Consider the following 15,189-nt stretch of genomic DNA (forward strand, 5'->3'; position numbering starts at 1 on the left):
AAACCCGCATAGAGCCGAAAGCGAGATCGAAGGCCATGAGTACACCGACGCCGTTTCTGATGAGAATGGGCATCTTTCTGGTACTCATCGCGATCGGTTGTTTCCTGATCTACCCCGCTCTTGAACACGCCTTTCTGGCAAACACCGTCATCAACGGTGTGATCCTGGGTGTCCTGGTGGTCGGCATCATCCATGCCTTCCGAACCGTCGCCGGCCTTTATGCGGAGATGGGATGGATTCAGCGTTTCCGTCTCAGCTACGAAGGCGGTTACCAGACCAGCGAGAAGCCGCCGCGCCTGATGGCCTCCGCAGCGACCATGCTGTCGAAGCGAAGTGAGCGGGGACAGTTGCACATTTCCGCTGGCGGTATGCAGACCATTCTGGACGGTGTTGCAACGCGCCTGGACGAAAGTCGGGAAACCGGCCGCTATATGGTCGGTCTGCTCGTGTTCCTTGGCCTTCTCGGCACCTTCTGGGGGCTGCTGGAGACCGTACGCAGTGTCGGTGGTGTCATCTCCGGGTTGGATTTGGGCGCGGACAATGTCGCGGGTGCCTTCGAAAACCTGAAGCAGGGCCTTCAGACGCCGCTGAGCGGCATGGGCACTGCGTTCTCCTCCTCCCTGTTCGGACTGGCCGGCTCCCTGATCCTCGGCTTCCTGGCCTTGCAGGCGGGGCAGGCTCAGAACCGGTTCTACAACGAATTGGAAGAATGGCTGTCCGGGCTGACCCGATTGGGCAGCGGCGCCATTGGCGGTGACGGCGATCAGTCGGTACCGGCCTATATCCAGGCCCTGCTCGAGCAAACCGCCGACAGCCTGGAGAGCCTGCAACGCACCATGGCACGGGCGGAGGAAAACCGCCTTTCCTCCCAGAACGATTTCTCCCAATTGAATGAGAAACTGTCCGTTCTGGTCGATACGATGCGCACGGAACATGATCTGATGATGCGCCTGGCCGAGGGACAGAAAGGCCTGCGCGACGCCCTGGCCAAACTGGCTGAAGGCGCCAAGGCCAGCGGCAGCGAGGAAGCGACCCGCGCCATCAAGCATATCGACCAGAACCTGGTTCGCATGATCGAGGAAAATGCCCGCGGCCGGGCCGAAACGGTCCAGGAACTGCGCAGCGAATTGCGTATTCTCGCGCGCACAGTCGCGGCCCTTCGCGAGGGCGGCAATGGCTGACACCCTTTCCGCCGCCGACCTGCCAGGGGCGTTCTGACCGATGGCACTCGCGCGCCGGCAACGCAGCAATCAGGATATCTGGCCCGGGTTTGTCGACGCCCTGGCCTCGCTGCTGATGGTGATCATCTTCCTGCTGATGATCTTCGTCGTCTCGCAGCTTTACCTGAACGAAGAACTCGTCGGCCGGGACAAGGCGCTGGAACGCCTCCAGGGCCGCGTCGCGGAACTGGCGGATATGCTGGCCCTGGAACGGGAATCCGCCGCCGAACTGCGCACCAATCTGAACAGCGTCACCGAACAGCTTCGGGCGTCGCTGACCCGCCAGGACGAGTTGGAGTCGCAGATATTCGAACTGCGCGGCGAAAATGCGTCCCTGGCCTCCGAACTGGATGCCGCCCGGTCGGAAAACAGCGACCTGTTGAATCGCCTGACGATCGCGGAAGACGAGAGTCTGAGCCGTCAGCAGCGCATAGCCGATCTGGAAACCCAGCTGGAAGACGCACAAGGTCAGATTGCCGACCTGGAGCAGTCCCGCGCCACGGTTTCGAAAGATCTGGAGGACGCCTACAAGGTCATTGCCGCCGACCAGGAGCGGATCATGGCCCAGTTGAGCGAACTGGCAAAGCTGGAGCGGGAAATTCAGGCCTTGATCTCCCTGCGGGACGAATTGCAGGGGCGCTTGGCCGAAGAGGCGCTGGCATTGGATGAAAGCGAGAAGGAACTGATCGCGTCGAGAGCCGAAGCCGCCTTGCTGAACGATCAGATTCAGGCGCTGAACGACCAGATCGCCGAGCTGAATTCCCTGCTCGAGACCTACGAGGCCAGGGACAAGGCGCAACAGGCGCAGATCGTCGACCTCGGTAAGCGACTGAACGTCGCCCTGGCCGGCAAGGTCCAGGAACTGGCGCGCTATCGCTCCGAATTCTTCGGCAAGCTGCGTGAAATTCTGGGCAATCGCAGCGATATCCGGATCGTCGGCGATCGCTTCGTCTTCCAGTCGGAAGTGCTGTTCGGCAAGGGCGAAGCGGAACTGGGCCCGGCCGGCAAGTTCCAGCTGATCGATTTCGCCAACACCCTGAACGAGATCGCCGCCAGAATTCCGGACGACATCGACTGGGTGCTTCAGGTCAACGGCCACACCGACAAGGACCCGATCAGCACCGCGCAATTCCCGTCCAACTGGGAATTGTCGACGGCACGCGCGATCTCGGTCGTAAAGTTCCTGGAAAGCCGGGGCGTCGATCCGAAGCGCATGTCCGCCGCAGGGTTTGCCGAATATCAGCCCTTGGATGATGGCACGTCCCCCGACGCCTACAAGCGCAACCGCCGCATCGAGATGAAGTTCACCAACCGCTGACGATGGTCGGCTAGGCGAGCTTTCGGCTGGCCGGCAATCTGTCCAGCTGTTCGCGCACTTCCTCGCGATGAGGCATCGCCGCCTGTGCGCCCTCCCGGGTACAGCTTAGCCCGGCACCGACCGAGGCCCAGCGCAACGCCTCGTCGATGGCGACGCCATTGTCCAGGGCAGCTGCCAGATTTCCGACGAAGGCATCCCCCGCCGCGGTCGTGTCGACCGGGGAAATCGGCAAGCCCGGGACCGACCAACCGCCTTCCGGGCCGAAACACAAAAGGCCCGCCCCGCCGAGGGTAAGAATGCAAGTCAGGCCGTAGCGGTTGGACAGCGCGCGCGGCACCCGCGTCGCCTGCTCCACATCCAGCCCGACCTCAGATGCAACGGTCTGGCCTTCCAGTTCGTTGACCACCAGGAAATCGACCGACCGTAGCACCTCGTCCGGGACCATGCCGGCCGGGGCGACGTTCAGAATGATGCGTGCCCCGCGCTCCTTGGCACGTTTGACCAACTGCCAGTTCTCCGCCGGCGAGACCTCCATCTGCATCATCAGCAGGGTCCGGTCGGTCAAAAGGTCGTCGGGGACCTGGCTTGCCCTCGCGCGCAGATTGGCGCCTGCACCGACCACAATGCTGTTCTCGCCGCTGTCATCGACCCAGATCGTGGCGCAGCCGGTATGTTCATCCTCGGCCTCGCCGACGCCGGAGACGTCGACGCCCTGTTCATGCAGGAGATCCAGGGCAAAGGTTCCGAAATTGTCATTTCCGACCATTCCGATCAGGCGCACCTTGTCGCCGGCCCGTGCCGCCGCCAACGCCTGGTTGGCTCCCTTGCCGCCCGGCGTCATCAGATAATCGCCCGACAACAGGGTTTCGCCCGGCCGCGGCAGGCGGCCGACCCGCATTTCAATGTCGATATTGACGGACCCGAAGACGACGATCACGTCCCGGCCTCCCCCCATAATGATTATGCGCCGCTCCTCGCTTCGGCATTGCGATATAGGTACTTGATTCCGCGTCCCGGGGAAAGGGAGCTTTCGGACGGATTATCGGAAGTCCTCATCCCGGGAGGCGGGTTGCCGCGCCGGTGTCCACGGGTGTAGTGTGCGCGCCTTGTGATCACATTCGCGAAGCATGCCGCGGCACCGGGCCGCCGCTCCGCCGAGAACTTTCAGGAAACTACCGATGGCCGACCGCTTGAATTCGCCCGCCGCCCGTGACGTGAAATTCGTCATGCATCCCTACACGAATCTGGAGAAGCATAAGGAAAACGGGCCGCTGATTGTCGACAAGGCGTCGGGTGTCTGGGTTACGGACGATTCAGGAAAGCGCTATATCGAAGGCATGGCGGGCCTCTGGTGCACGTCCCTGGGATTTGGCGAAGAGCGCCTGATCGACGCGGCGACCCGCCAGATGCGCGAACTGCCGTACTATCACCTGTTCACGCACAAGACCCACAATCCGGCGATCGATCTGGCCGAAAAACTGTGCGGCATGGCGCCGGGCAACATGGGTCAGGTCTTCTTTGCCAATTCCGGTTCGGAAGCGAACGATACGGCGATCAAGCTGATCTGGTACTACAACAACGCCATCGGCCGCCCGGAGAAAAAGAAGATCCTGGCGCGACTGAAGGGGTATCACGGTGTAACCGTCGCGGCGGCCAGCCTGACCGGCCTGCCGTATAATCATCGCGATTTCGACCTGCCGATCGCCAATATCGGCCATGTCGACTGCCCGCACTATTACCGCTACGCCGAAGCCGGTGAAAGCGAAGAGGATTTCGCGACCCGTCTGGCCGAGAACCTTGAAAAGCGCATTCTCGAGGAAGGGCCGGACACGGTCGCCGCGTTCTTTGCAGAGCCGATCATGGGGGCCGGCGGGGTGATCCTGCCGCCGAAGACCTATTTCCAGAAGATTCAGCCGATCCTGAAGAAATATGACATCCTGCTGGTCGCGGACGAGGTCATCTGCGGTTTCGGGCGGACCGGCAACATGTTCGGCTGCGAGACCTTCGATATCGAACCCGACATGGTGACCGTCGCGAAGGCACTTTCGTCCGCCTATCTGCCGATTTCGGCGCTGATGGTGAAGGACGAGATCGCCGAAGCCGTGTCCCGGAACTCCGGCAAGATCGGGACTTTCGGTCATGGCTATACCTATTCCGGGCACCCTGCCGCCGTGGCGGTCGCCCTGGAAACGCTGAAGCTCTACGAAGAGCGGGATATCCTGGCCCATGTCCGTGAGGTCGGGCCACACATGCAGGCCCGCCTGCGGGAGTTCCAGGACCACCCGATGGTCGGCGAAGTCCGCGGCATCGGTCTGATCGGCGCTGTGGAAACGGTCGCCGACAAGGAAACCCGCCAGAACTTCGACCCGTCCCTGGCGGTTGGTCCGAAGCTAATGATGGCCGCCCAGCAGCATGGTGCCATCCTGCGTGCCACGCCGGGCGACGCCATCGCCTTCTCGCCCCCGCTGATCATCAGCAAGGACGAGATCGACCAGATGGTCGCGGCGTTCGGAAAGGCGTTGGATCAGGTTCACGCGGAAATCAAGAAGGCCGCCGCCTGACGCGCCACTTGTTCAGGGGGCACCGCTCCATTTGCGTGCCCCCTGCGACACCCTTACCGAGGGACATTTCCGGCCGCCTTCCCTAGTAATGGGGGCGGAACGGATTTAAACTGTCTTTGCGAGCCGCCACCAGAAGCGGTCGGATGGAAAGGTGCCGAATGGACTACGATGCATTTTTCGGCGAGCGGCTGAACGCGCTCAAAGCGCGAGGCGACTACCGGATTTTCGCGGAACTGGAACGCCGTGCCGGCGACTTCCCCTCCGCCCTGCTGCATGAGGGCGACGCCGCCGATGATGTGACCGTCTGGTGCTCGAATGACTATCTGGGCATGGGACAGAATCCGGACGTCATCGCCGAAATGGTGCGCGCCGTGCAGGCTCACGGCGCCGGCGCCGGCGGGACGCGCAACATCTCCGGTACCAACCGATTGCATGTAGACCTGGAACGGGAACTGGCCAGCCTGCATCATAAGGAATCGGCCCTGATCTTCACCTCCGGCTATGTCGCCAACATGACGGTCCTGTCGACGCTGGCACGCAACATTCCCGGCTGCATCGTCTATTCCGATGCGATGAACCACAATTCCATGATCGAAGGCATCCGGCATTCCCGGTCGGACAAGCGGATCTGGAAACACAACGACCCGGCGGATCTGGAACGACTGATCCGCCAGGATGATCCCGACGCCCCGAAGCTTGTCGCCTTCGAATCCGTCTATTCGATGGACGGGGATATCGCCCCGATCGCCGAGATCCTGGATATCTGCGAAAAGTACAATGCCATAAGTTACCTGGACGAGGTGCATGCCGTCGGCATGTACGGCGCGACCGGGGCCGGTGTCGCGGAACGGGACGGCGTCATGGACCGTGTCGACATCCTGCAGGGCACCCTGGCCAAGGCTTTCGGTGTGATCGGCGGATACATCGCCGCCTCCGCCAATCTGGTCGATTTCATCCGGTCCTTCGGCAACGGGTTCATCTTCACGACCGCCTTGCCGCCGGGAATCGCCGCCGCAGCCCGCAAAAGCATCAGCATCGTGCGGAATGCGCCGGATATGCGCGAACGGCATCAGGAACGCGCGGCTGCCGTCAAGGCATCGCTGCGGGCGGCGGGTCTGCCCGTCATGCCGTCCGAGACGCATATCGTACCGGTGCTGGTCGGCGATCCCGTCGCCTGCCGCCGCGCCTCGGACCTCCTGATGGAGCGGCATCGCATCTATGTGCAGCCGATCAATTATCCGACCGTCGACCGGGGAACGGAGCGCCTTCGGATAACGCCGACCCCGTTCCATGGAGACGACGCAATTCGCCGTCTCACGGATGCACTGGTCGACATCTGGGGCGTTCTGGACCTGAAACGGGCGGCCTGATTTTCTCCTGAATTTCGATGGTTTGAGCGAAAGATCATCGGATTTTCCGGCCTCCACATGTGAGGCTTTCCGGATGATGTCGGATTCGTGGCCAAGAGCGTCGCAATCACAAAAAAATCTGAAAAATTAGTTCTTTTCATTTTCGGGACGGTCGCGCTACGCTTTGAGCAAGCAAGGAGTTGGCACGCGGAATTTTCGCCAAGCCGACCCATGCAACAGGGAATGCCCGGGCATTCGAATTTCGAACGGCCGGGACGAAACCGCCTTTGCGTACAACAACTTGAATCGACCGCGATTGCGGGACCAACGATCTGGCGGGATCGGAATGATCTGGGGGCAGGTTTGAGCTCAGCCAAACCAACCAAATTTTCAGAAACGCTGAACACGACCCTTGGGGTCGCAGGCCTGTCTGCACATCTGCTGCGGACGGGAAGGTCTATTGGGGCGAGGGGGTAAAACCGGCCATGGAACGAGACGACTACATCGTTCGATTCGAGAACGTTCAGAAAAGCTACGACGGCGAAATTCTGGTCGTTAAGAACTTCAACATCGATATCGAACGGGGTGAGTTCCTGACGATGCTCGGCCCGTCGGGGTCCGGCAAGACGACCTGCCTGATGATGCTGGCAGGCTTCGAACCGGCGACGCATGGCGAGATCTATCTGAACGGTCAGCCGATCAACAATGTGCCGCCGCACAAGCGCGGCATCGGTATGGTGTTCCAGAACTATGCCCTGTTCCCGCACATGACGGTCGCGGAGAACCTCGCCTTCCCGCTGAAGGTCCGCGGGCTGTCGAAGGCGGATTGCGAAGCCAAGGTCACGCGCGCGCTGGAAATGGTGCGCCTGCCGCAGATGAGCGGGCGGCGCCCCGCGCAATTGTCCGGCGGCCAGCAGCAGCGCGTCGCGGTCGCGCGCGCCCTGGTCTTCGAACCGGATCTGGTCCTTATGGACGAACCGCTGGGCGCGCTGGACAAGAACCTGCGCGAAGAAATGCAGTTCGAAATCAAGCACATCCACGAAAACCTCGGGGTATCCGTCGTCTACGTGACACACGATCAGTCCGAAGCATTGACCATGTCGAACCGGATCGCCGTCTTCGATGACGGGATCGTGCAGCAATTGGCGGCCCCGGAAGTCCTGTACGAGAAGCCTGAAAACGCCTTCGTTGCGTCCTTCATCGGCGAGAACAACCGCCTGATGGGGACGGTAACCGCAATCAATGGCGACAAGGCCCAGGTCAAGCTGGATGGCGGCGGTGAAACGGTCAACGCGCTGGCGATCAAGTGCGGTGGCGTCGGCGAGCGCACCCAGCTTTCCATCCGCCCGGAGCGGGTCGTCATCGGTCAGGACGATGTCGACAACAAGCTGAGCGGAAAGGTCGTCGAACTGATCTATCTCGGTGATCACATCCGCTGCCGGATGGAAGTCGCCTCCAGCAAGGAATTCGTGGTCAAAGTACCGAACAGCCATGCGCATGCCGCGCTGAAGGTCGGTGAAGTGACGCCGATCGGCTGGGTCACCGACGATTGTCGCGCGCTGGACGTGCTGGACGCATAAACCGTAGAGTTTTCGGAACCGTTTTGCCCGAGACGGTTCCGAACCTGAGCTTCGGGCGTTTTGAAACAGGGAAATCAGGGAGTACGTCATGAAATCCATGCATACCCTTGCCACCGCAGCCGCTGCCACGATGCTCGTGGCGACCGCGGCGCAGGCAGACGAGATGACGATCGTCTCCTGGGGCGGCGCATATTCTGCCTCGCAGCAGAAAGCCTACCATGATCCGTATATGGCAAAGAATCCGGACGTCACCATCGTCAACGACGAAAGCTCCGCCGAGGCCGTAGCCAAGCTGCGCGCCATGGACGAAGCCGGCAACGTGACCTGGGACGTCGTGGACGTCGTCGCATCCGACGCCATCCGTCTTTGCGACGAAGGCCTGGCCATGGAGATCAACCCGGATGAGCATCTGGCGCCCGCGCCGGATGGAACGCCGGCCTCCGAAGACTTCGGCGACCTGCTGGTCTCCGAGTGCTTCATCCCGCAGATCGTCTACTCCACCACGTTCGGCTATCGCACCGATGTCGAAGCGTGGGGCGGCAAGACGCCGGACGACGTCTGCGACATCTTCGACACCGCGACCTTCCCGGGCAAGCGCAGCCTGGAAAAGCGTCCGATCAACAACGTCGAATGGGCTCTGCTCTGCGACGGTGTTGCGCCGGAAGACGTTTATGAAGTTCTCGGCACGGACGAAGGCGTCGCCCAGGCGCTGGCCAAGCTGGACACGATCCGCGACGACATCATCTGGTGGTCGGCCGGTGCGGAAACCCCGCAGCGCCTCGCCGATGGTGAAGCCGTGATCGGTTCCACCTACAACGGCCGTCTGTTCTCCGTCATCGAAGAGCAGAAGCAGCCGGTGGCCATGCTGTGGGACTGGCAGGTGTTCGACCTCGACGGCTGGATCATCCCGGCCGGCCTGAGCGACGAGCGCAAGGCCCGCGCGCTGGACTACATCTACTTCGCCACGGACACGCAGCGTCTGGCGGATCAGGCCAAGTACATCTCGTACGGTCCGGCCCGTAAGTCCTCGGCTCCGCTGGTCGGCAAGCACGCCGATCTGGGCATCGACATGGCGCCGCACATGCCGACGGACCCGAACAACGCGAAGACCACCCTGCTCTATAACTACGAGTTCTGGGCGGATAACCGTGACGACATCGACGCCAAATTCCAGGCGTGGCTGGTTCAGTAAGAACCGATGTCTTTCTTCCGGGGGCGGGCACGCCCGTCCCCGGGTTTTGTTCCTTTGATTTACAGATTTTGTCGAGCGTACGGGTAGCGGTCAGCGCGAGGGGGATGACAAAGCGATGAGCACGACGACCGAGAATGACAGCGGACCGATGCTGGCCGCGGACGGCACACCTCTGAAGGTGAGTCTCGCACGCGCCCTGCGCCGCCAGAAAATCCGCGCCTTTCTGCTGATCCTGCCGCTCCTGGCCTTTATCCTGATCAGCTTCATAGCGCCGATCGGCGACATGTTGCTGCGATCCGTGGAAAACAGCATCGTGCCGGACACCATGCCGCGTACGGTGGTGGCCCTGGAGAGCTGGGACGAGACCAGCGGCGAAGCGCCGGGCGAGGAAGTCTTCGCAGCTTTCTACGAAGACATGAAAATCGCCACGGCGGAGAAGAACCACACCAAGCTGGGTTCCCGCCTGAATTATGATACCGCCGGCATCGCCAGCCTGTTCCGCAAGCTGCGCAAGCCGATGCGTACCGTCGACGAATCCATGCCCATCAAGCCGCAGTTCATCGAAGCGGAGGAAGAATGGGGGGATCCGGAAGTCTGGCAGACGATCAAGCGGCTGTCCGGCCACTATACGTCCAGCTACTTCCTGTCCGCCGTCGACATGGAAACCGGCCCCGACGGCATCCAGATGAAGGATGATTTCGAACGGATCTATCTGACCCTGTTGTGGCGGACCCTCGTTCTGTCCGTGGTCATCACGTTGTCCTGCATCCTGCTCGGCTATCCGGTCGCCTTCCTGCTGGCCAACCTGCCGCTGCGCACGTCGAACATCCTGATGATCCTGGTCCTGCTGCCGTTCTGGACCTCGCTGCTGGTCCGGACCTCATCCTGGATCGTGCTGCTGCAGCAGGAGGGCGTCATCAACGACACCCTTGTCACGCTGGGCATTCTCGACGATCAGGGCCGTCTGGAACTGATGTACAACCAGATCGGTACCATCGTGGCGATGACCCACATTCTGCTGCCCTTCATGATCCTGCCGCTCTATTCGGTGATGAAGACGGTGTCGCCATCCTATGTCCGGGCCGCGAAGTCGCTGGGGGCGAATGACTGGACCGCCTTCTGGAAGGTCTACTTCCCGAATACCGTCCCCGGGATCGGCGCCGGCGCCGTCCTGGTCTTCATTCTGGCCATCGGCTACTACATCACGCCCGAACTGGTCGGTGGAACGTCCGGGATCTTCATCTCGAACAGGATCGCCTATCACATCTCCTCGTCCCTGAACTGGGGGCTGGCGGCCGCACTCGGCGTGATGCTGCTGGGGCTGATCCTTATCTTCTACTGGCTCTACGACCGGATCGTGGGCATCGACAACGTGAAACTGGGGTAAGAACGATGTCCGCACTGCCTCCTTATGCATCCAATCTGCAGATCGCCTGGTACTACGGGTTCCGTTTCATCTGCGCGATGATCTTCCTGTTCCTGATTATTCCGATCCTGGTGATCATCCCGCTCAGCTTCAACGCCAGCGACTTCTTCACCTTTACCAAGGAAATGCTGGCCCTGGACCCGGAAGGCTATTCGCTGAAGCACTACCGGGATTTCTTCACCAATCCGGACTGGCAGCAGGCGCTGCGGAACTCGGTCTCCATCGCGCCGATGGCGACCCTGCTCTCCACCGGTCTGGGGACGCTGGCCGCGATCGGACTGTCGCAGAGCCATGTGCCCTTCCGCGGAACCATCATGGCGATCCTGATTTCGCCGATGATCGTGCCGCTGATCATATCGGCGGCGGGAATGTACTTCTTCTATTCCCGCATCGGCATGCAGGGCACCTATTGGGGGGTCGTCCTGGCCCATGCGGCGCTGGGAACGCCCTTCGTCATCATCACGGTGACTGCCACCCTGGTCGGCTTCGACAAGAGCCTGGTGCGCGCGGCGGCGAGCATGGGTGCAAACCCGGTGACCACCTTCTTCAAGGTACAGATGCCGCTGATCATGCCGGGCGTGATCTCCGGCGGGCTGTTCGCCTTCATCACCTCCTTCGACGAGGTCGTGGTCGTGCTCTTCGTCGGCTCCGCATCGCAGAAGACTCTGCCCTGGCAGATGTTCACCGGCCTGCGGGAGCAGATTTCACCGACCATTCTTGCGGTCGCGACGGTTCTGGTCACGATATCCATCATACTGCTGACCACGCTGGAACTGCTGCGCCGGCGCGCAGAGCGTCTGCGTGGTCTGTCCCCGGGCTGACCGAGGTCGGAAAACACCGACCTGAAACAGGCCCGGACCCAGTTCGGGCCTTTTTTTTTTTGCGAAGGGGCCACATGACCCGGCAATTGGAGTATGGATTTAGGCGTGCAAACACCCTATCTCTACTGCGAACCGTTCGCATGTCTTGAACCGGGAAACCCGAATGTTTCACGATAGAAGTCTGGTACCGGGGGAAGCCGTTCGCCTGTTGGCGCTCGGTGCCCTGATGGAGCAGGACCGCCGATACGGTGAACTGGCGACGGAAATCCGTTTCTTCACACAGCGGATCGTCGGGCCCAGTCTGGATCTCCTGGGATCTTCGCTGGAGCTGCTTCGGATCGAAGGGCTGGCGGACGCCATTGAGGAGCCGGCGGAAGACGAGAAGACCCTGTTGCGCATCACGGCTCACGGCCGGGCCATGTTCCATGAACTGATGAGCGCCCAGCTGCGCGCACCGATCAACGATGTCGGTCGGCTCGTCCTCCTCCTGAAACTTCGCTTCCTGAAGCTGCTGCCGCCGGACTCTCAGGAGGATCAGCTCGATCTGCTATGCGATATCGTCCGGACGGAACGGGCGCGCGCGGCGGATCTGGCCAAGGAGTACGATCATTCTGCGGTGGCGGATTGGGTCCGATTCGACGTCGAACTGTCCAATAGACGTCTGGAATGGCTGGAATCGGCGTTGGAGGAACTGGGCGCGACGGTCTAGCACCTGTCTGTTTTAGCGCCCTGGTCCGGAGCCCTCGGTCAGTTCGCCTGCACGTCCTGATAATGCCGTGCGATGGTTTCAGCGAATAACGGCACGTTGATCGGCTTCGACATGTAGTCGTCGCATCCCGCCTCGAGAAACCTCTCTTCGTCCCCTGCCATGGCGAAGGCCGTCACGGCGATAATCGGAATTTCCATCAGGTCAGGATCGGCCTTGATCGCGCGGGTGCATTCCTCACCGGACATCCCCGGCAACTGGATGTCCATCACAATGGCTCCGGGCCTTACGGATTTCAGAAGTTCCAACGCCGTTTCCGCATCCCCGGCCTGATAGACGACATAACCGAGCGCACTGAGCAGATCGGTGAACAACCGCATATTCACTTCATTGTCTTCAACGATAAGGATCGGTGGGCGCATAAGCAGCTTGTTTCGTGTTGATTCTGAGCTTTGCCGACCACCCGCTCGGCGATCGATTGCCACTGTCTCAAATTATTCTTAATGAAACACAAACAAATTGCGCTTCAGCCTTTTGCCGCCAATGCAGCAATTTCGTCACCCTCAATCCGATAGCTGAGACGGTTCAGGCGAAAGCTATCCGGCGCCATCATCTCGTAGAATGTCCTGGCATCCAGGTCCAGCCGTGCGGCGTGCCAGTCGATCCGGCGGATGCCGTCCCGACGACATTCCTGCGCCAGCGCTATCATCAGCGCCTTGCCCAAACCCTGCCCGCGGGCACGTTCGGTGACATAGATGTCGCGCAGAAATATGCCGTTGCCGGCAAAGGCCGCCTCGTAAACCGTTGAATACATGGCAAATCCAGCAGGCCGGCCGTCGCTATCCTCCACAATGAGGCAGCGATAGGCCCCGCTACCGGCAGGACCGTCCCGTTCCAGCGCCTCCGCAAAGGCATCGCCCTCGAGCGGAACCGCGCTGCCGTGGTATTCAAGCATTTCCCGAACCAGATCGGCGATCTTTGCCATATCGCCCGGGCCTGCGGGGTATACGCGCCTATCCGTCAAAGCCTGCGCTTCCCCCACGCCCTAGTTCTTGAAAGTGCCGCTGTTCCACAGAACGGAGTGACTGCCCCCGGCATTCCGCACGAGGTCGAGTGCGACCTGAAGCGCTTCGTCGACCTCTTCCGTTTCCGGATCATCCACGGCATCGACATTCGGCGTGATCCCGCCTTCGACGGTCTTGCCGCTCGGCGTATAGTACAGCGCGGTTGTCAGCTTCAGCCCACCGCCGCCGTGAAACTCGAACGTGGTCTGAACGGACCCCTTGCCATAACTCTTCTCGCCGACGACGAGCCCCCGATCACGATACTTGATCGCGCCGGCTACGATTTCCGATGCACTGGCGGAACCCTGGTTGATCAGGACGACCACCGGCAGCCCCTCGCTGGGGTCCGCCAGATCGGCACGAAACTCCTGAGAGGTCTTCCGACCGCGCGTCGACACCACCATACCGCCGCTCAGGAAGGCCCCGGCGACGTCGATGCTTTCCTCCAGCAGACCGCCGGGATTACTGCGCAGATCGACGACATAGCCCTTGAGGCCGCCCGGACCGGCCTCTTCTTTCAGGCGCACCATCTCGCGCCGCAGGGCCAGGCCGGTATCGCGCACGAAATGGGTGATCCGCAGATAGGCGATCCCGTCCTCCAACCGCGCACGAACCCGCTGGATTCGGATCACTTCCCGGGTCAGCGGCACGTCAAAATCCGGCACGCCGTTGCGTGACACCGTGACGGTCACAGTCGTCCCGGGCGCGCCGCGCAGCAATTCCACCGCCTCCCGCAATGTCAGATCGGCCAGAGGGCTGCCATCGGCATGGGTCAGCCGGTCACCGGGTTGAAGTCCGGCGCGCATCGCAGGCGTGCCATCGATTGGCGAGATCACTTCCAGACCGGTCGGATCCTTCTTGATCTCGATTCCAAGGCCGCCGAAGCTGCCGTTGATTTCCTGATGAAGTTTGGAATAACCGGCCTTGTCCAGATAGACGGAATAATCGTCCAGCGAATGCATCATGCCGTTGATCGCGGCTTCTATCAGCTGGGAATCCGTCGCAACCGCCGGGTCCGGGTAGGCTTCGCGCATGCCGTTCTGGGCGGCCAGCACCAGGGAATCGTCCTCGACCGGGCGTACATAGCTTGTCTGAACCCGCTGATAGGCCTGCGCGAACAATCTGGAATCCGCAATGCCCGGATCGCTGGGACCCGGTCGGCCGCCACGATAATCGTTCAACGCCTGCTCGATCTTGCTGGCGGCATCCCGGGCTTGCGGCGATGAGATATCCGCCGTGACCGCACAGGCCACCGCTACGGCGCATGCCAGACCGGCGGCAATCAGGAGCTTCGTTCCGCGCTTCATGTAGAAAAGGATAGTCGAATTCGACATTGTCCGCCAATCGATCCCTTGTTTGGTACGGCAGCAATCGACACTGCCCTCGGAGCGGGGGATAAGCAATTGCCCTGCCAAGATATGCGGTCAGTCACCTGCCAGAAACTCCCGTGCGCGGCGCCGATAGTGTTCTGCATCAAAATCCAGGAATTCCTCGTCCTCGGGCCGCAGGTCGCGGAGTTTCCGCGCCGGATTGCCGCCCCACAATTCCCCGCTGGGCACAATCTTGTTGGGGGTGACCATGGCACCTGCCGCAACGAAGGCGCGGGTTCGAACCACGGCGCCGTCCAGGACAATCGCACCGATTCCGACGAGGCATTTGTCCTCCAGCGTGCAGCCGTGCAGCCGTGCGCCGTGGCCGATCGTGACGTCCTTTCCAATCACCGTTGGCCCGGTGTCCAGCGTGACGTGGATGACCGTCCCGTCCTGAACGTTGGCCCCTTCCCCCACGACGATATGGTGATCGTCGCCGCGCAGCACTGCGCCGAACCAGACACTGGCATGGGCGTGGACGGTGACGTCACCGACCAGGACGGCGCCCGGCGCAATATAGGCGGTGGGATCGATCTTCGGAGACTTACCTTGAAACGAAACGATAATCGGCGTGGCGGACAT

Annotated in this window: 14 protein-coding genes; 9 read left to right on the plus strand and 5 right to left on the minus strand. The window is 61.3% G+C overall.

Translation table 11 applies throughout. The annotated features are described in order from the left end of the window. Positions 1 to 35 precede the first annotated feature (35 nt). Positions 36 to 1,181, plus strand: a complete 1,146-nt coding sequence (locus R8L07_00280) for a flagellar motor protein MotA (GenBank protein ID MDW3203948.1) — start codon at positions 36 to 38, stop codon at positions 1,179 to 1,181. A 40-nt stretch (positions 1,182 to 1,221) separates the two neighbouring features. Beyond that, complete coding sequence (locus R8L07_00285) at positions 1,222 to 2,538, plus strand: peptidoglycan -binding protein (GenBank protein ID MDW3203949.1); 1,317 nt, start codon at positions 1,222 to 1,224, stop codon at positions 2,536 to 2,538. Positions 2,539 to 2,548: 10 nt separating this feature from the next. Here the strand turns inward: R8L07_00285 and R8L07_00290 are convergent, their stop codons facing one another. After that, on the minus strand, positions 2,549 to 3,475 hold the full coding sequence (locus tag R8L07_00290) for a ribokinase (protein ID MDW3203950.1): 927 nt from the start codon (positions 3,473 to 3,475) through the stop codon (positions 2,549 to 2,551). 241 nt (positions 3,476 to 3,716) lie between these two features. Here R8L07_00290 and R8L07_00295 point away from each other — a divergent pair, with 241 nt between their 5' ends. The 7 genes from R8L07_00295 (at position 3,717) to R8L07_00325 (ending at position 12,176) form a co-directional block, all read left to right on the plus strand. Beyond that, positions 3,717 to 5,099 (plus strand): aspartate aminotransferase family protein, encoded by a 1,383-nt coding sequence (locus R8L07_00295; protein ID MDW3203951.1) that lies wholly within the window; start codon positions 3,717 to 3,719, stop codon positions 5,097 to 5,099. A 158-nt stretch (positions 5,100 to 5,257) separates the two neighbouring features. Next, positions 5,258 to 6,469, plus strand: coding sequence for a 5-aminolevulinate synthase (gene hemA, locus R8L07_00300; protein ID MDW3203952.1), 1,212 nt, complete (start codon positions 5,258 to 5,260; stop codon positions 6,467 to 6,469). Positions 6,470 to 6,933: 464 nt separating this feature from the next. Next, positions 6,934 to 8,028: an ABC transporter ATP-binding protein gene (locus R8L07_00305; GenBank protein ID MDW3203953.1), complete on the plus strand. Its 1,095-nt coding sequence runs from the start codon at positions 6,934 to 6,936 to the stop codon at positions 8,026 to 8,028. A 97-nt stretch (positions 8,029 to 8,125) separates the two neighbouring features. Next, a complete protein-coding gene (locus R8L07_00310) occupies positions 8,126 to 9,220 on the plus strand; it encodes an extracellular solute-binding protein (protein ID MDW3203954.1) in 1,095 nt (364 codons plus the stop codon). 115 nt (positions 9,221 to 9,335) lie between these two features. Next, positions 9,336 to 10,607, plus strand: coding sequence for an ABC transporter permease (locus R8L07_00315; GenBank protein ID MDW3203955.1), 1,272 nt, complete (start codon positions 9,336 to 9,338; stop codon positions 10,605 to 10,607). 5 nt (positions 10,608 to 10,612) lie between these two features. Then, on the plus strand, positions 10,613 to 11,467 hold the full coding sequence (locus R8L07_00320; protein ID MDW3203956.1) for an ABC transporter permease: 855 nt from the start codon (positions 10,613 to 10,615) through the stop codon (positions 11,465 to 11,467). 163 nt (positions 11,468 to 11,630) lie between these two features. After that, a complete protein-coding gene (locus R8L07_00325) occupies positions 11,631 to 12,176 on the plus strand; it encodes a hypothetical protein (protein ID MDW3203957.1) in 546 nt (181 codons plus the stop codon). A gap of 38 nt (positions 12,177 to 12,214) precedes the next feature. Here R8L07_00325 and R8L07_00330 read toward each other — a convergent pair whose 3' ends face one another. From R8L07_00330 to R8L07_00345, 4 genes are all read right to left on the minus strand, one after another. Beyond that, positions 12,215 to 12,595 carry a response regulator gene (locus R8L07_00330; GenBank protein ID MDW3203958.1) on the minus strand — a complete coding sequence of 127 codons (381 nt, stop codon included), beginning with the start codon at positions 12,593 to 12,595 and terminating at the stop codon, positions 12,215 to 12,217. A gap of 104 nt (positions 12,596 to 12,699) precedes the next feature. Then, positions 12,700 to 13,215 (minus strand): GNAT family N-acetyltransferase, encoded by a 516-nt coding sequence (locus tag R8L07_00335; protein MDW3203959.1) that lies wholly within the window; start codon positions 13,213 to 13,215, stop codon positions 12,700 to 12,702. 3 nt (positions 13,216 to 13,218) lie between these two features. Beyond that, positions 13,219 to 14,571: a S41 family peptidase gene (locus R8L07_00340; GenBank protein MDW3203960.1), complete on the minus strand. Its 1,353-nt coding sequence runs from the start codon at positions 14,569 to 14,571 to the stop codon at positions 13,219 to 13,221. 90 nt (positions 14,572 to 14,661) lie between these two features. Further along, complete coding sequence (locus R8L07_00345; protein ID MDW3203961.1) at positions 14,662 to 15,189, minus strand: gamma carbonic anhydrase family protein; 528 nt, start codon at positions 15,187 to 15,189, stop codon at positions 14,662 to 14,664.

This window comes from Alphaproteobacteria bacterium, from assembly GCA_033344895.1.
In the GTDB taxonomy this organism is placed as follows: domain Bacteria; phylum Pseudomonadota; class Alphaproteobacteria; order UBA8366; family Aestuariispiraceae; genus Pacificispira.